Origin of the sequence: Pseudomonas atacamensis, from assembly GCF_017167965.1 — a bacterium.
GTDB classification, from domain to species: Bacteria; Pseudomonadota; Gammaproteobacteria; order Pseudomonadales; family Pseudomonadaceae; genus Aquipseudomonas; species Aquipseudomonas atacamensis.
The window spans coordinates 2857616-2874239 of the sequence record NZ_CP070503.1; the positions used below are offsets into that span (position 1 = coordinate 2857616).

Sequence of the window (16624 nt, forward strand, 5' to 3'; positions counted from 1 at the left end):
CGCATAACCAGTGTTCGCTTGCCGTGGCTTTGAATTCCCGTGACCTCCAACCCTCTCGACGATCCGTTCTATTACCTCAACAACTTCCGGCAAGTGCTTGATTGGCTTGGGCTTCGCTATGCCGATGTGATGAGCGCAAGCGAACACGGCTTCATCCGCGACTTCAATACGCTGCCGCAAGCCTCGCAGGGATTGCTGGTGCGCATGGTCATGCGCAAGGGCATTCACTTTCGCGCGAGCAAACTCAACTATCTGGAAATCGGCGACATTGCCGAGGCGGCGCGGCCGTTGCTCGACCACGGCTGGCTCGATGAACACGCGGATTTGACACTGGCAGAACTGTTCGATGTCTTGCTCAAGGCCGAGCTCTTGCAAGCGTTCGGCGCCTTTATCGAACAGCCGAAAGGGCGCAAGGATGAATGGCTGCCCGTGCTGGCCGAACAGTTCAGCGAGGCGCAGCCCCTGCGCGTCTGGGCGCCGCAACTGGCTGATCGGCTGTTCAGCCTGACCCTGATGGACCTGTGCGATCGCCTGCGCCTGATGTTCTTCGGCAATCTGTATCAGGACTGGTCGGAGTTCGTGCTGGCCGACCTGGGCATCTTCACTTATGAAAAAGTCGAGTTCTGTGCCGATTCCCGAGGTCTGCGCAGTCGCGAAGACGTCGACGCCTGCCTGTTCCTGCATCAATGCCAGTTGCGTTTCGAGGCCGGCGAAGCGCTGGAAGAGATCGTCGAAGAGATCAACGCCGTGCAATTCGACAACCCGTGGCTGCGCCGCCGACAAGCCAAGGCGTTGTTCCAGATCGGCCAGTACGCCGAGCGCATCGGCGACTTTGCCCTGGCCCTGAGTGTTTACCGCGACTGCGCCTACCCGGGCGCACGACTGCGGATGATCCGCGTGCTCGAACGCTGCGACGAATACGCGCTGGCGTTGGAACTCGGCACGCTGGCCGAACAGGCCCCGCAAAGTGCGGCCGAGCAGCAAGGCTTGCAGCGCATCGTCCCGCGCCTGCGGCGCAAACTCGGTGGCCCGCCGCTCAAGCGTGCCAAGGCCAGAGAGGTCGAGCGCCTCGATTTGCACTTGCCGCGCCTCGATCCGGCGCGGTCGGTGGAGTTTCATGTGCAAGCGCACTTGCACGCCGATGACGGCCCGGTGCATTACGTCGAGAACAGCCTGATCAATTCGCTGTTCGGCCTGTTGTGCTGGCCGGCGATCTTCGCGCCGTTGCCGGGTGCGTTTTTCCACCCGTTCCAGCGCGGTCCGGTCGATCTGCTCAGCGAGGACTTCCTCGAGCGCCGCGCCGAGCTGTTCCAGGCCTGTTTGGGCGAACTCGATAATGGCCGCTACGCCGAGACGATTCGCCAGCGCTTCGTCGACAAGTGGGGCATCCAGTCGCCGTTCGTGTTCTGGGGCGCGCTCAATGAAGACTTGCTGGAGCAGGCGCTGGCCTGTCTGCCCGCCGAACACCTGAAACACTGGTTCAACCGATTGCTGCTCGACATCAAGGCCAACCGTGCCGGCATGCCGGACCTGATCCAGTTCTGGCCGCAGCACAAGACCTACCGCATGATCGAAGTCAAAGGCCCCGGCGACCGCTTGCAGGACAATCAGCTGCGCTGGCTGGAGTTCTGCCACGAGCATCAAATGCCGGTGGCCGTGTGTTACGTGCAATGGGCGGAGCAGAGCGCTTGAGCTACAGCGTTGCCGTGCGTGCACTGTGCGAGTTCACCGCCAAGACCGGCGACCTCGACCTGCGCTTCACCCCGTCACCGACCGCGCTGGAAGGCATCGTCGGCCATCGCACCGTGGCCTCGCGACGCAGCGAACAGTACCAGAGCGAAGTGGCGCTGCAAGGCGAATTCGGCGAGCTGAAGGTCAAGGGCAGGGCGGACGGTTACGACCCGGCGCAAAACTGCCTGGAAGAAGTCAAAACCTATCGCGGCGACTTGAGCAAGCAACCGGCCAATCACCGCCAGTTGCACTGGGCGCAGGCGAAAATCTACGGCTGGTTGATGTGCCAGAAACTGCAATTGCAGCAGATCAATCTGGCGCTGGTGTATTTCGACGTCGTCAGCGAAAAGGAAACCTGCCTGGTTGAATCCCACAGCGCCGAGTCGCTTCAGGGGTTTTTCGCGCAGCAGTGCGCTTTGTTCCTGCAATGGGCCGAGCAGGAAATGGCCCATCGCGAAGCGCGCAATCTGGCCGCGCAACAACTGCCGTTCCCGCACGCGGATTTTCGTCCCGGCCAACGGCATCTGGCCGAATCAGTGTTCAAAGCCGTCAGCACCGGCCGCTGCCTCATGGCCCAGGCGCCGACCGGCATCGGCAAAACCCTTGGCACGCTGTTCCCGATGCTCAAGGCCCTGGCGCCGCAGCAGTTGGACAAGGTGTTCTTTCTCACCGCCAAGACACCCGGACGCAAACTGGCGCTCGATGCCAGCCAGGTGTTGTTCAGGCAAACGCCGGACTTGCCGCTGCGGGTGATGGAAATGGTTGCTCGCGACAAGGCCTGCGAACACCCGGACAAAGCCTGTCATGGCGAATCCTGCCCGTTGGCCCAAGGTTTTTATGATCGCTTGCCGGCCGCCCGCGAAGCGGCCAGCCGCATCAACCTGCTCGATCAGGCGGCGATGCGCGAAGTCGCCGCGCAGCACAGCGTGTGCCCGTACTACCTGAGTCAGGAAATGGCCCGTTGGGCGGATGTAGTGGTTGCCGACTACAACTATTACTTCGACTTCAGCGCGCTGCTGTTCGGTCTGGCCCAGCTCAATCAGTGGAAAGTCGCGGTGCTCGCCGACGAGGCGCACAACCTGGTCGAGCGCGGCCGGCAGATGTACAGCGCCAGCCTCGACCAGTTCACCCTCGCCAGCGTGCGCAAAACCGCGCCCGCAGCGTTGAAGAATTCCCTGCAACGGGTCAACCGCGAATGGAACGCGCTGCATGCGCCGCAACTGGCGGCCTATCAGGCCTACGACAAGGCGCCGGACAAGTTCCTGCACGCCATCTCGCTGTGTTGCGCGGCCATTGGCGATTACCTCAACGAACATCCGCAAGGCCTCGACAGCGGTCTGCAGAACTTCTATTTCGACTTGCTGCAATTTGCCCGGGTCGCCGAGCTGTACGACGAGCATTACCTGTTCGATATCAGCAAACGCGACCTCGACCGCAAGCGTCCACTCTCGCAACTGTGCCTGCGCAATGTGGTGCCGGCGGCGTTCATCGGCCCGCGCCTGACAGCGGCGCGCAGCAGTGTGCTGTTCTCGGCCACGCTGAGCCCGCGCAACTACTACGCCGACCTGCTCGGCACGCCCGCCGACACGGTGTGCATCGACGTCGAATCGCCGTTCAGCGCCGAGCAGTTGCAGGTGCACATCGTCAGCCAGATCTCCACGCGTTTTAACCATCGCCAGGCCTCGCTGGAGCCGATCGTCGAACTGATCGCCCGCCAGTTCAGCGAGCGCCCGGGCAACTATCTGGCGTTCTTCAGCAGTTTCGATTACCTGCAACAGGTCGCGACCTTATTGGCCGAGCGCCATCCGCGCATCACTCAGTGGCTGCAATCGCGGGGCATGGCCGAGGGCGCGCGGCAGGCGTTTCTGGACCAGTTCAGCGCCGACAGCCAGGGCGTCGGGTTTGCGGTGTTGGGCGGCGCGTTTGGCGAGGGCATCGATTTGCCCGGTGCGCGGTTGATCGGTGCGTTCATCGCCACGCTGGGGCTGGCGCAGCTCAACCCGGTCAACGAGCAGATGAAACGGCGCATGGCCGCCATTTTTGGCGCCGGCTACGACTACACCTATCTGTACCCGGGCATGCAAAAAGTCGTACAAGCCGCCGGGCGGGTGATTCGCACCCGCGAGGATCGCGGCACGGTCATGCTCATCGACGACCGCTTTGCCGAAAGCCGCATCCAGCAACTGCTGCCACGCTGGTGGGCGATCAAAAGCGAACCGGCGCTTTTCAAATCGACGGATTCACGCATACTTCAGCCCATGACAGTGGCTGGTGAGTGTGATGAGTGAGAACAACAGAACCGCAGCGATCGAAGACAGCCGTTTCCGGCTGCTGATCGACGCGGTTGTCGACTATGCGATCTACATGATCGACCCCGACGGTACCATCACCAGTTGGAACTCCGGCGCCAAACGCTTCAAAGGTTATGAAGAAGCGGAAATCATCGGCGAGCACTTCTCGCGCTTCTATACCCCGGAAGACCGCGCCAACGGTATGCCGCAACGGGCGCTGGACACAGCGATCCGTGAGGGTCGCTTCGAAGGCGAGGGCTGGCGCGTGCGCAAGGACGGCACGCACTTCTGGTCGCACGTGGTGATCGATCCGATCATCGACCCCAACGGCGAACTGCTCGGGTTCGCCAAGATCACCCGCGACCTCACCGACCGCAAAATGGCCGAGGAAACCCTCAAGCAAAGCGAACAGCAGTTCCGCCTGCTGGTGCAGGGCGTCACTGACTACGCGATCTACATGCTCAGCCCCGAAGGCTGCGTCAGCAACTGGAACCAGGGCGCGCAGCGCATCAAGGGCTATTTGCCGGAAGAAATCATCGGCCAGCATTTTTCGATTTTCTACACCCCCGAAGACCGCGAACTCGGCGAGCCGCAGCGTTCGCTGGAGATTGCCACCCGCGAAGGCCGCTTTGAGAACCGCAGCTGGCGGATGCGCAAGGACGGCACGCGCTTTCTTGCCCACGTAGTGGTCGATGCGATTCGCGGCGACACCGGCGCGTTGCTCGGCTTCGCCAAGATCACCCGCGATGTCACCGAGGCCCACGAAGCGCAGCAGGCCCTGGAAAAGACCCGCGAGGCGTTGTTCCAGGCGCAGAAGATGCAGGCGATCGGCCAACTCAGCGGCGGTATCGCTCATGACTTCAACAACCTGCTGACGGTGATTCTCGGCAACCTCGAGATCGTGCAGAAACGCATCGGCGACGCGCCGAAAATCGCTCGACTGCTGGAAAACGCCACCCAAGGCGCCTTGCGCGGTGTGTCGCTGACCCAGCGCATGCTGGCCTTCGCCCGGCGCCAGGAACTGAAGACCGAATCGGTGGATATCCCGCAACTGGTGCAAGGCATCACCGGGCTGCTGCGCAGTTCGCTGGGACCGGGGATTCGTATCGAAACACGCTTTCACGACGACCTGCAGCCAGTGCTGGCCGACAGCAACCAATTGGAACTGGCGATCCTCAATCTCGCCACCAATGCCCGCGATGCCATGCCCGACGGCGGCACGGTGATCATTCAGGCGCAAGCCGAAGTGGTGCTGGAACAAACTCATTCGACCCTCGCGGCGGGGCGCTACGTGTGCCTGAGCCTGATCGACAGCGGCGAAGGCATGGACGAAACCACGCTGGCCTGCGCCCGTGATCCGTTCTTCACCACCAAGGGCTTGGGCAAAGGTACCGGGCTCGGCTTGTCGATGGTGCACGGCTTCATCGAGCAGTTGGGCGGGCGCTTTATTCTGAAAAGCGAGAAGGGCCAGGGCACGGCGGCCGAGCTGTGGATTCCGGTAGCGCTTGAGCGTACGGCCAGTCGCCCGGCGTACAGCAACGCAGCGCCGATCGCAGTACCGCGACTCAGCGTGCTGGTGGTCGATGACGATTCGCTGGTGCTGACCAGCACCAGCCTGCTGCTGGAAGACCTCGGCCACCGCGTTATCGGCGCGACCTCCGGCGCCCAGGCGCTGGCGCTGTTCGATCAGGGCGAAGTCATTGATCTGGTGATCACCGACATGGCCATGCCAAAAATGAGCGGCGCGCAACTGGCCCATGCCTTGCGCATGCTCAAGCCGGATCTGCCGATCATTCTCGCCACTGGATATGCCGAACGCCTGGAGGGTTTTGCCGCTCAACTGCCGCGTCTGCCGAAACCGTTCACCCAAGCGAGTCTGGTGCAGATCATCGCTCAATCGATGAAGTGACGCGCTGGTCGATCCGGCTGAACTAGTGCTGACGCGTGCCTTTCCAAAAGTCTTGTTCACTTTTGGAGGGCACGTCTCTTGTCTCGCATATTGACCCAGCCAAGCGCTGTTGAAGAAGCCTTGGCCGAACACGACGCCAAGATGTTTGGCTCACCCAAGGAGCGCCTGGATTTCTATCGCCGGGAAATCCAGTACGAAACCAGCATCCTCGCCAACCGCACCGACGCCTACCTGGCGGCGCAGTCGTTTCTGGTGATCGCTTTTGCCTCGTGCATGGCTAACCTCAATCCGGAGTGGGGCAAGATGTTCACCCTCGTCGTTCCGCCGTTTCTCGCGCTGCTCGGGGTGCTCAGTTCATTGAATGCCTGGCCGGGGATTCGTGCGGCATACGACATCATCGATCACTGGCACTTCAAACAGAGCCAGTTGCTGCACAGCGAGCCGGTAATGGGCGCGGCGTATGACGAATCACCACTGTTCAGTGAGATGGAATCCAGCCACAAGGGCTATCGCAAGTCGCTGCTGTTCTCGGTGCGCACGCCGTGGATTTTTGCCACGTTCTGGGTGATGTTGGGGGTGTATGCGGTGTTTATTCAGGTGACCAATCCTTGAGGTGGATTGGTCAGGAGGCAGGGGACAGGCGCTGGATTTTGTGGTGTCTGTGAGATCTTACCCCCTCACCCCAGCCCTCCCGAAACGTCGGACCGCCCCCAAGGGGGCGAGGGGGGAAAGGGAGCCGATCTTCATGCTTTTCAAAATCTACATTCGGCGCGGTATGCCAGGTCGGTGTAGCACGTGAGAACACCTCGGTCAGTCCCCTCTCCCTTCGGGAGAGGGCTAGGGTGAGGGGCTTTTGACTTTTATTACGCAGTTTCCAGCTCACGCCGCGCAGTTACAGCATTCTGCACCGCCGCCGGAATCGGCGGAAAATCCTCATTCAGCACACACAGATGATCAATCGCATCTTCAAATTTCGCATCGGCTTTCTTGCGCAGTGCCCGGTATTGCTCAAAGCGTTCGAAGTCGGTCGGCGTCTGTTCCAGCAGCGCGTTGGCCGCTCGGTTCAGTTCGTGGGCTTCTTCGAACAGTTGACGATTGCGTTCCAGAGCCAGTGCTCTGCAAGCCTTGATTTGCGCAGGAGTCGAGCATTCGTTCATGACCGTGACCTTGTTTGTGTCGGGGTTCCGTTTAATAGGCTGTTCACCGCAGGGGAACCTAACCTGCCGGGCCGCGCTGATGATTGGCGCGGTTAAAGTTGTGACCCTTGGGTCGCGCCCGGCGATCCATTTTTTTGCAGAAAAATCTTCGATCATTTCCAGCCAAGCGCAGCGGCCGAAGAATCAGCTTTTTCGTTGCTTCAGGCGTTCATAGCGCGCCAGCATCGGTTGTGTGCTGATGCCATGCAGCAGAATGCTCAGGGCCACTACTGACAAAGTGATGTCGGTACAGACCTTGGCCACGTCTGAATCCAGACCGTGGTTCAAGGCGAAGAACAGATAGAACAGGCTGCCGATGCCGCGTATGCCAAACCAGCCGATCAACAAACGCTGCGGTCCGTTGAGCAAATTGCCCCATGGCATCAGTGCCACGCTCAGCGGGCGGATCAGGCAAAACAGCACGGCGCCGATCCACAACGCCCGCCAGTCCCAGTGGGCAATCAGCACAACACCAAGCAGGGTTACCAGAAATACTTCCATCGCCCGCTCGACCAGACTGCCGAACGCCAACATGTCACCCATCATGATCCCGGCCGCGACCTGGCTGTCTTCCAGCTTCTCCGTGTCGCCATGCACGGCGTTCTGCGGTTCGACGTTCTGATGACCGACCACCGGCTGCACCAGATGCTCGGCAGGTGCCTGGGTGATGCCCGTGGATTTGACTTCCTCCTGACGCAGCCCAAGGCCAGCAGCGAAGACCGCGAGAAAGCCGTAGCCGCCAATGGCGTCGGCGACCACGTAGGACAGCGCGATCAGCGCGAGGGTCAGGTAATCGTTGGGGCCGAGGGTGCTGTCCTCGTTGTGAATGCGCAGCAGCAGGGCGATGCGGCCGATGCCGCGCCCCATCCAGTAACCGGTGAGCAAACCCGCCGGCACCGCCCACAAAAGGCTGCGAACCACCCAGTGCTGCCATTCGCCAGCACTTCCGTCACCGTGCAGCAAAAGCAGACCGAGAATCACGAAAGGGAAAGCCACGCCATCGTTGAGCCCGGCCTCTCCGGAGAGGCCGAAACGTACGCTGTCGACGTCCTGGGCATCATTGACCTGCACCAGTGCGGCGAGCACCGGGTCGGTCGGAGCCAGAATCGCGCCGATCAGCAGGGAAGGCCCCCACGGCAATTGCAGGCCCCAGTGCAACAGCAGACACACGCCGATAATCGTCAGAATCATCACCGGCCCGGCCAGACCAAAAGCGATGCGCCAGGTCTTGTTGCCCAGCGGCAGGCGCAATTTCAAACCGCAGACGAACAAGGAAAACAGCACCGCGACTTCCGTCAGGTGCTCCATCCACAACGACGATTCTTCCAGCGGCAATTGCAGCAGGTCGAGGCCGCTGGGGCCGATGGCGATGCCCAGCAGCAGGCACACCGCCGAGGTGGTGACCGGCATCCAACGCAACCATGAGGAGGTCAGGGCCAGCGTCAGCAGCACGGCGCCGAGCACCGCGACCCATACGCCGAAACTCATGACGGCTCACAGCAGCGAATTTCCAAGGGCAGGCGCACCGGGTCAGCTCACGGTCGTGCGCAGGTACTCGGGGATGAGCACGTTGAACCACAGCAGAATCATCGACACCAGCATGGTCACCAGCACCAGCAGGCCGACGCCCCACACGCACGCCGAATACAGCAGGCCTTGCTCCTTGCGCTCATGCATGAAGGTCGGCAAGCCGACGAACAGCAGAAACGTCGAATAGATCGACGCGGCGCCGAGCACCAGAATCGCCAGCCAGCGGCTCGGGTACAGCCCGGCAATCCCGGCGAGGAAAAACGGCGTCACCGTGTAGGCGGCAAAACCGATGCATTGATTGAGCGTTGGCCGCGCATCGAATGATCGCGACATCCATCTGATAAACCCGCCGATAATCGCGACACCCGCGACGATCGTCACGTACAGCAACACGCTCAGTTGCAAGGCGCTGGCCGTGCTCAATCGCACGTTTTCACCCACGGCGAGGCTCCAGCCGACCTGGGTGGTGCCGATGAACAGGCACACGGCCGGAATCAGCGCGAGCAGCAGCAGATGCGCGAGATAGTGGCGGGGATGGGTTTCTTCTTCGCGGCGGATATCGGTCCAGGCGAAGTTGGGTTGGGTGAAGAGTCTGACGAGGGGGGCGGACATGACAACCTCCTGTTCCTGTTGGCCCGTAGGCGCATACAGGTATGGAGAGATGCCATGCCGCTCGGGTTCAGTTTTTCTGCTGCACGGTTACAGCATCGGTTTGCCGCCGGTCACGCCGTAGCGCTGGCCGGTGATGTAGCTGGCTTCGTCGGAGGCCAGCAGCACGTAAATCGGCGCGACTTCCACCGGTTGGCCGGGACGGCCGAGCGGGGTGCTGCCGCCGAAGTTCTGCACTTCTTCATCGGGCATGGTCGAGACGATCAGCGGCGTCCAGATCGGGCCGGGTGCGACGCTGTTGACGCGAATTTCCTTCGGTCCGAGCATCTGCGCCAGGCCACCGGTGAAGTTGGCGATCGCGCCTTTGGTGGTGGCGTAGGCCAGCAGGGTCGGCTTGGGCATGTCCGAGTTGACCGAGCTGGTGTTGATGATCGACGAACCGGGGCGCATGTGTTTGATCGCCGCCTGGCAGATCCTGAACATGGCAGTGATATTCACGTCGAAGGTCATCACCCATTCGTCATCGGGGATTTCTTCAAAGTTTTCATGGGTCATCTGGAACGCGGCGTTGTTGACCAGAATGTCGATGCGGCCAAAGCGCTCGACAGTCTTGTCGACCAGCGCTTGGCACTGCGCTTTCTCGGCGATATCGCCCGGCAGCAGGATGCACTGACGCCCGGCCTGCTCGACCCAGCGTGCGGTTTCCTTGGCGTCTTCGTGTTCATTCAGGTAAGCCACGGCGACATCGGCGCCTTCACGGGCGAAGGCAATCGCCACTGCGCGACCGATGCCGCTGTCAGCGCCGGTGATCAGCGCAATCTTGCCGGCCAGACGGCCGGAACCGACGTAACTTTGCTCGCCGCAGTCTGGATACGGCTCCATCTTGCGTTGCGAGCCGGGCACCGGTTGGGCTTGTTTCGGGAAGGGTGGTTTTGGATAGTCAGTCATCACAGGGTCTCCTGATTTCAAGGCCAGTGTTCCGGGTTGACCCGGTGGCTTTGCCTTGAGTTCGATCGGATTTGCGCTGGATTTTGGTTGGCTATGCAAAACCAATGTGGGAGCGAGCCTGCTCGCGAAAGCGTCTGTCAGACGATAAATATGTCGACTGACAGTACGCTTTCGCGAGCAGGCTCGCTCCCACAGGGGATCACTTACACAGGGGAATCTCGGGGCAGGATCAGAGATTGCGGTTAGCCAAAGCCCGCTCCATACGCGCAATCCCTTCTTCCAGCAACGCCCTCGGGCAACCGAAGTTCAAACGCACAAACTGCTGATGCCGGTCGCCAAAATCCAATCCCGCGCTCAGGCCGACCTTGCCCTGTTCGAGGAAGAACCGCTGCGGATCCGGCAGGTCCAGCGCGGTGCAATCGAGCCACGCCAGATACGTGCCCTGCGGCACATTGATGGTCACGCCCGGCAGGCGCGTGCGCACCGCGTCTACCAGCCAGTCGCGGTTGGCCTGCAGGTAGGTTTTCAGTTCGGCGAGCCACGGCGCGGCTTCGCTGTAGGCGACGCGGGTGGCTTCCATGCCCAGCGGGTTGACGCTGTCGACCATGCCGCAGCGAGCGTGGTTGACGCGTTCGCGCAGACCGGCGTCCTGGATGATCATGAACGAGGTCTTGAGCCCGGCGATGTTGTAGGCCTTGCTCGCCGACATCAGGGTGATCGTGCGTTTGGAAATCTCGGGGCTCAGCGATGCGGTGGGAATGTGCACGCGGCCGTCGAAGCACAGTTCGGCGTGAATCTCGTCGGAGATGATCCACGCGTCCTGCGCTGCGCAGATATCCGCCACTGCCTGCAATTCTTCGCGGGCGAAGACCTTGCCGATCGGGTTGTGCGGGTTGCTCAACAGCAGGGCGCCGCCGCCTTTCAGCGACTCGCGCAGTGCGTCCAATGGCGTGGCGTAGGTGCCATCGGCCTGGGCGTTGAATTCCAGCTCGACCTTGTTCAGGCCCCAATGCCCCGGCGCATGGCGCAGCGGCGGGTAGTTAGGCACTTGCACGACGACATTCTGCTGCGCCTGGACCAAAGCCTTCAGCGCCATGTTGAAGCCCGATTCCACACCCGGCAGGAAGATCAGCTCCTGCGGTTTGACCTGCCATGAATACTTGTTCCACAGGTCGGCGACGATCGCTTCACGCAGGTTGTCCTGGGCCACGCTGTAACCGAGCAACGGGTGCAGCAGGCGCTGTTGCAAGGCTTCGACGATGACCGGCGGCGCGGCAAAATCCATGTCAGCGACCCACATCGGCAACACATCGGCCGGGTAGCGGCTCCACTTGGTGCTGCCAGTGTGGTGGCGGTCGAACAGCTGATCAAAATCGAAAGTCATGCGCGGTCTCGTCAAGGCGGGATTGGTTCTGCCGGACATTCTATGCGCAACTCGTTCCCTGTAGGAGTGAGCCTGCTCGCAATAGCGATCTGACTGATCGTTCCCACGCTCCGCGTGGGAATGCAGCCCGGGACGCTCTGCGTCCCAGTGGAACGCGGAGCGTCCCTTGAGGCATTCCCACGCGGAGCGTGGGAACGATCAACACCTCGAGATTGCAGATGAAACACCCGACGGTCGGTTTTCACACAATCGGCAAGGTCTTTGTCTACAGTGAAAAAGTCGGCGCCAAGGCGTCGCAACCGTGATTGTCCAGATAAAGCCCGGCACAAGTACCGGGTTCCACCTGATCAGGAGTGCACGATGGATCTCAGCCGTCGTCAGTTCTTCAAGGTCGCCGGTATCGGCCTTGCAGGCTCAAGCCTGGGCGCGTTGGGCATGGCCCCGACGGCGGCCTTCGCCGAGCAGGTGCGTCACTTCAAGCTCGCCCACACCCGTGAAACCCGCAACACCTGCCCGTATTGCTCGGTCGGTTGCGGTTTGATCATGTACAGCCAGGGCGATGCCGGCAAGAACGTGGCGCAAAACATCATTCACATCGAAGGCGACGCCGACCACCCGGTCAATCGCGGCACGCTGTGCCCGAAAGGCGCGGGCCTGCTCGACTTCATTCACAGCCCCGGCCGCTTGCAGTATCCGCAGGTGCGCAAGCCCGGCAGCAATGAATGGACGCGTATCGGCTGGGACGAAGCCCTCGATCGCATCGCCGACCTGATGAAAGCCGACCGCGACGCCAACTTCATCGAGAAAAATGCCAACGGGCAGACGGTAAATCGCTGGCTGACCACCGGTTTCCTCGCGGCATCGGCGGCATCCAACGAAGCCGGCTACATCACCCAGAAGGTGATTCGCAGCCTCGGCCTGCTGGGGTTCGATAACCAGGCGCGTGTCTGACACGGCCCGACGGTGGCAAGTCTTGCCCCGACGTACGGCCGTGGTGCCATGACCAACACCTGGACCGATATCGCCAACGCGAATCTGATCCTGGTAATGGGCGGCAACGCAGCAGAAGCGCATCCGTGCGGCTTCAAATGGGTGACCGAGGCCAAGGCGCACAACGCCGCGCGGCTGATCGTGGTCGATCCGCGTTTTACCCGGACCGCTTCGGTGGCCGACTATTACGCGCCGATCCGCACCGGCACCGACATCGCCTTCATGGGCGGGCTGATCAATTACCTGCTGACCGAGGACAAGATCCAGCACGAATACGTGCGCAATTACACCGACGTGTCGTTCATCGTCAAAGCCGGTTATGGCTTCGAAGACGGCCTGTTCAGCGGCTATGACGCGGAAAAACGCAGCTATACCGACAAGTCCGGCTGGGGCTACGAGTTCGCCGAGGACGGTTTCGTCCGCGTCGACCCGACCCTGCAAGACCCGCGCTGCGTCTATCAACTGATGAAGCAGCATTACAGCCGCTACAACATTGAGCTGGCCAGCCAGATCTGCGGCATGCCGGTCGACGCGATGCAGAAAATCTGGGAAGAGATCGCCACCTGCTCGACACCGGGCAAGACCATGACGATTCTCTATGCCCTCGGCTGGACGCAGCACTCGATCGGCGCGCAGATCATCCGCAGCGCGGCGATGGTGCAGCTGCTGTTGGGCAACGTCGGCATGCCCGGCGGTGGCGTCAATGCGCTGCGCGGGCACTCGAACATCCAGGGCCTGACCGACCTCGGTCTGCTGTCCAACGCCTTGCCCGGCTACCTCACGCTGCCCAGCGACAGCGAGCAGGACTACGGTCAGTTCATCTTCAAACGCACACAGGTTCCGCTAAGACCGGGGCAGCTTTCGTATTGGCAGAACTACAGCAAATTCCACGTCAGCCTGATGAAATCCTGGTACGGCGCCAACGCCACCGCCGAGAACAACTGGCTGTTCGATCATTTGCCGAAGCTCGACATCCCCAACTACGACGTGCTGAAAATGTTCGACCTGATGAGCCAGGGCAAGGTCAACGGCTACTTCTGTCAGGGCTTCAATCCGATCGCCGCGTTGCCGGACAAGAACCGCGTGATGGGCGCGTTGGCCAAGCTCAAGTGGTTGGTGGTGATGGACCCGCTCGCCACGGAAACCTCGGAGTTCTGGCAAAACGTCGGGCCGTACAACGACGTGAAGACCGCTGAAATCCAGACCGAAGTCATTCGCCTGCCGACCACCTGTTTTGCCGAGGAAGACGGCTCGCTGGTCAACAGCAGCCGCTGGCTGCAATGGCACTGGAAGGGCGCCGACGGCCCCGGCGAAGCGCAGACCGACATTCGCATCATGAGCGAACTGTTCCTGCGCCTGCGCCAGCGTTATCAGAGCGAGGGCGGCAAGTTTCCTGATCCGCTGCTGAAACTGTCGTGGCCGTACAAGATCCCCGACGAGCCTTCGCCGGAAGAACTGGCGCGGGAAATCAATGGCAGCGCTGTCAGCGATTTCACCGATGCCGGCGGCGTCACGGTCAAGGCCGGTACGCAACTGGCCGGCTTCGGTTTGCTCAAGGATGACGGCAGCACCGCGTCCGGTTGCTGGATTTTCGCCGGCAGCTGGACCGAGGCCGGCAATCAGATGGCCCGTCGCGACAATGCCGACCCGTTCGGCATGCACCAACATCAGGGCTGGGCGTGGGCGTGGCCGGCGAATCGGCGAATCCTCTACAACCGTGCTTCGGCGGACCCGGCGGGCAAACCGTGGGACCCAAAAAAGCGGCTGGTGTGGTGGAGCGGCAAGGCCTGGACCGGCACCGACGTCCCTGACTACAAGGCCGACGTGCCGCCGGAAGCAGGGATGAATCCGTTCATCATGAACCCCGAGGGCGTTGCGCGGTTCTTCGCCGTCGACAAGATGAACGAAGGGCCATTCCCTGAGCACTACGAGCCGTTCGAAACGCCGATCGGCATCAACCCGCTGCACCCGCAGAACAAGAAGGCCACCAGCAACCCGGCGGCGCGGATCTTTGATTCGGTCTGGGAAACCCTCGGCGAGGCCAAGGACTTCCCCTACGCCGGCACCAGTTACCGGCTCACCGAGCATTTCCACTTCTGGAGCAAGCACTGCAAGTTGAACGCGATTGCCCAGCCCGAGCAGTTCGTGGAAATCGGCGAAGTGCTGGCGAACGAGAAGGGCATTGCTGCCGGTGATCGCGTGCGGGTCAGCTGCAAGCGCGGCTTTATCGAAGCGGTGGCGGTGGTGACCAAACGGATCCGGCCGCTGCAGGTCAACGGCCAGGTCGTGCATCAGATCGGCATCCCGCTGCACTGGGGTTTCACCGGCCTGACGCGTCACGGTTACCTGACCAACACCCTGGTGCCGTTCCTCGGCGATGGCAACACTCAGACCCCGGAATCCAAGTCATTCCTGGTCAACGTGGAGAAACTGTGAATGGCCAGCCAAGACATCATTGCCCGCTCGGCCACCACCACCGTGCCGCCGTCGGTGAGGACTCAGCAGGGCGTTGCCAAGCTGATCGACACCACCAAATGCATTGGTTGCAAGGCCTGCCAGGTTGCCTGCTCGGAATGGAACGAGCTGCGCGACGAGGTCGGCCACAACCACGGCACCTACGACAATCCGCAGGATCTGACGGCGGATTCGTGGACGCTGATGCGCTTCACCGAGCACGAAACCGACGCCGGCAACCTCGAATGGCTGATCCGCAAGGACGGCTGCATGCACTGCGCCGAACCCGGTTGTCTGGCCGCGTGCCCGAGCCCCGGTGCGATCATTCAGCATGCCAACGGCATCGTCGATTTCGATCAGGACCACTGCATCGGTTGTGGCTATTGCATCACCGGTTGCCCGTTCAACATCCCGCGCATTTCGCAGAAGGATCACAAGGCCTACAAATGCACCCTGTGTTCCGATCGGGTCGCGGTAGGACTGGAGCCGGCCTGCGTGAAAACCTGCCCGACCGGCGCCATCGTTTTCGGCACCAAGGAAGACATGAAGGAACACGCCGCCGAACGTATCGTCGATCTGAAAAGCCGTGGCTTTGAAAACGCCGGTCTGTACGACCCGGCAGGCGTCGGCGGCACCCACGTGATGTACGTGCTGCACCACGCCGACACGCCGAAAATCTACGCCGGTTTGCCGGACCATCCGGCGATCAGTCCGCTGGTGGGTTTGTGGAAAGGCATCAGCAAACCCCTCGGCCTGCTGGCGATGGGCGCGGCGGTGCTGGCCGGGTTCTTCCACTACGTGCGCATCGGCCCGAATCGTGTCGAGGAGGATGAGCATCCGGCGCCACCCGATACCTCGGTGCACGTGGTCGACCCGGCGGTGCACACCTTCGATCCACGCGGGGAGGAGCGGCCATGAGCAACAAGACGATCCTGCGTTACAGCGCCAACCAGCGCACCAATCACTGGCTGGTGGCGATCCTGTTTTTCATGGCCGGGTTGTCCGGGCTGGCGTTGTTTCATCCGTCGCTGTTCTGGCTGAGTAACCTGTTTGGCGGCGGCACCTGGACGCGGATCCTGCACCCGTACATGGGCATCGCCATGTTCGTGCTGTTCCTCGGCCTGGTGTTCAGCTTCTGGCGCACCAACTTCTTCATCGCCAATGACCGCCAGTGGCTGCGGCGGATCAATCGGGTGATGGTCAACGACGAAGAAAGCGTGCCGCCGGTGGGTAAATACAACGCCGGGCAGAAGTTGCTGTTCTGGACTTTACTGCTGTGCATGCTGGGGTTGCTGTTCACCGGGCTGGTGATCTGGCGCGCATGGTTCAGCGCGTATTTCGGTATCACCACGATCCGCTGGGCCATGCTGTTGCATGCGCTGGCCGGGTTTGTGCTGGTGCTGAGCATCATCGTGCACATCTACGCCGGTTTGTGGATCAAGGGTTCGGTCGACGCCATGCTGCATGGCTGGGTCAGCCGGCCGTGGGCGAAGAAACACCATGAACTGTGGTACCGCGAGGTGACCCGCGACGAACAGCCTCGGGACCTGCCCGAGCGACCGCTGACGAAAAAGGGCTGACT

12 protein-coding genes are annotated in these 16624 nt (G+C 61.5%); 7 read left to right on the forward strand and 5 right to left on the reverse strand.

The window, feature by feature from the left end; translation table 11 throughout:
• Positions 1 to 39 precede the first annotated feature (39 nt).
• The 4 genes from JWU58_RS13040 to JWU58_RS13055 all read left to right on the forward strand — a co-directional run bounded on the left by JWU58_RS13040 (position 40) and on the right by JWU58_RS13055 (position 6543).
• Entirely contained in the window at positions 40 to 1692 is a 1653-nt protein-coding gene (locus tag JWU58_RS13040) for a VRR-NUC domain-containing protein (RefSeq protein WP_206422117.1), read from the forward strand.
• Positions 1689 to 4019: an ATP-dependent DNA helicase gene (locus tag JWU58_RS13045; RefSeq protein WP_206422118.1), complete on the forward strand. Its 2331-nt coding sequence runs from the start codon at positions 1689 to 1691 to the stop codon at positions 4017 to 4019. Before JWU58_RS13040 ends, JWU58_RS13045 begins: the two co-directional genes overlap by 4 nt.
• Positions 4012 to 5931, forward strand: coding sequence for a hybrid sensor histidine kinase/response regulator (locus JWU58_RS13050; protein ID WP_206422119.1), 1920 nt, complete (start codon positions 4012 to 4014; stop codon positions 5929 to 5931). Before JWU58_RS13045 ends, JWU58_RS13050 begins: the two co-directional genes overlap by 8 nt.
• 78 nt (positions 5932 to 6009) lie before the next feature.
• A complete protein-coding gene (locus tag JWU58_RS13055) occupies positions 6010 to 6543 on the forward strand; it encodes a hypothetical protein (protein ID WP_016774826.1) in 534 nt (177 codons plus the stop codon).
• A gap of 251 nt (positions 6544 to 6794) precedes the next feature.
• Here JWU58_RS13055 and JWU58_RS13060 read toward each other — a convergent pair whose 3' ends face one another.
• The 5 genes from JWU58_RS13060 to JWU58_RS13080 form a co-directional block, all read right to left on the reverse strand.
• A complete protein-coding gene (locus tag JWU58_RS13060; protein ID WP_241196164.1) occupies positions 6795 to 7244 on the reverse strand; it encodes a hypothetical protein in 450 nt (149 codons plus the stop codon).
• 27 nt (positions 7245 to 7271) lie between these two features.
• Positions 7272 to 8615 (reverse strand): cation:proton antiporter, encoded by a 1344-nt coding sequence (locus JWU58_RS13065; RefSeq protein WP_206422120.1) that lies wholly within the window; start codon positions 8613 to 8615, stop codon positions 7272 to 7274.
• A 42-nt stretch (positions 8616 to 8657) separates the two neighbouring features.
• The gene (locus JWU58_RS13070) at positions 8658 to 9269 is read right to left on the reverse strand and encodes a Yip1 family protein (RefSeq protein ID WP_016774823.1); all 612 of its coding nucleotides are present in this window, start codon (positions 9267 to 9269) and stop codon (positions 8658 to 8660) included.
• Between the two features lie 87 nt (positions 9270 to 9356).
• On the reverse strand, positions 9357 to 10214 hold the full coding sequence (locus JWU58_RS13075) for a glucose 1-dehydrogenase (protein ID WP_016774822.1): 858 nt from the start codon (positions 10212 to 10214) through the stop codon (positions 9357 to 9359).
• A 229-nt stretch (positions 10215 to 10443) separates the two neighbouring features.
• Positions 10444 to 11598, reverse strand: coding sequence for a MalY/PatB family protein (locus JWU58_RS13080; protein WP_130909639.1), 1155 nt, complete (start codon positions 11596 to 11598; stop codon positions 10444 to 10446).
• Between the two features lie 360 nt (positions 11599 to 11958).
• Here JWU58_RS13080 and fdnG point away from each other — a divergent pair, with 360 nt between their 5' ends.
• From fdnG to JWU58_RS13095, 3 genes are read left to right on the forward strand one after another with little or no spacing between them, the layout of a single operon-like run.
• Positions 11959 to 15024, forward strand: a complete 3066-nt coding sequence (fdnG, locus tag JWU58_RS13085) for a formate dehydrogenase-N subunit alpha (RefSeq protein WP_206422121.1) — start codon at positions 11959 to 11961, stop codon at positions 15022 to 15024.
• On the forward strand, positions 15025 to 15960 hold the full coding sequence (fdxH, locus tag JWU58_RS13090) for a formate dehydrogenase subunit beta (protein ID WP_206422122.1): 936 nt from the start codon (positions 15025 to 15027) through the stop codon (positions 15958 to 15960).
• Positions 15957 to 16622 carry a formate dehydrogenase subunit gamma gene (locus tag JWU58_RS13095; protein ID WP_130909630.1) on the forward strand — a complete coding sequence of 222 codons (666 nt, stop codon included), beginning with the start codon at positions 15957 to 15959 and terminating at the stop codon, positions 16620 to 16622. The genes fdxH and JWU58_RS13095 overlap by 4 nt, the downstream gene beginning before the upstream one ends.
• The last annotated feature ends 2 nt before the right edge of the window (positions 16623 to 16624 follow it).

Bases quoted from the DNA above. Each gene is read 5' to 3' on its own strand.
- JWU58_RS13070 (WP_016774823.1), bottom strand. From the start codon at position 9,269: ATGTCCGCCCCCCTCGTCAGACTCTTCACCCAACCCAACTTCGCCTGG.
- JWU58_RS13060 (WP_241196164.1), bottom strand. From the start codon at position 7,244: ATGATCGAAGATTTTTCTGCAAAAAAATGGATCGCCGGGCGCGACCCA.
- fdxH (WP_206422122.1), top strand. From the start codon at position 15,025: ATGGCCAGCCAAGACATCATTGCCCGCTCGGCCACCACCACCGTGCCG.
- JWU58_RS13075 (WP_016774822.1), bottom strand. From the start codon at position 10,214: ATGACTGACTATCCAAAACCACCCTTCCCGAAACAAGCCCAACCGGTG.
- JWU58_RS13050 (WP_206422119.1), top strand. From the start codon at position 4,012: ATGAGTGAGAACAACAGAACCGCAGCGATCGAAGACAGCCGTTTCCGG.
- JWU58_RS13065 (WP_206422120.1), bottom strand. From the start codon at position 8,615: ATGAGTTTCGGCGTATGGGTCGCGGTGCTCGGCGCCGTGCTGCTGACG.
- JWU58_RS13080 (WP_130909639.1), bottom strand. From the start codon at position 11,598: ATGACTTTCGATTTTGATCAGCTGTTCGACCGCCACCACACTGGCAGC.
- JWU58_RS13095 (WP_130909630.1), top strand. From the start codon at position 15,957: ATGAGCAACAAGACGATCCTGCGTTACAGCGCCAACCAGCGCACCAAT.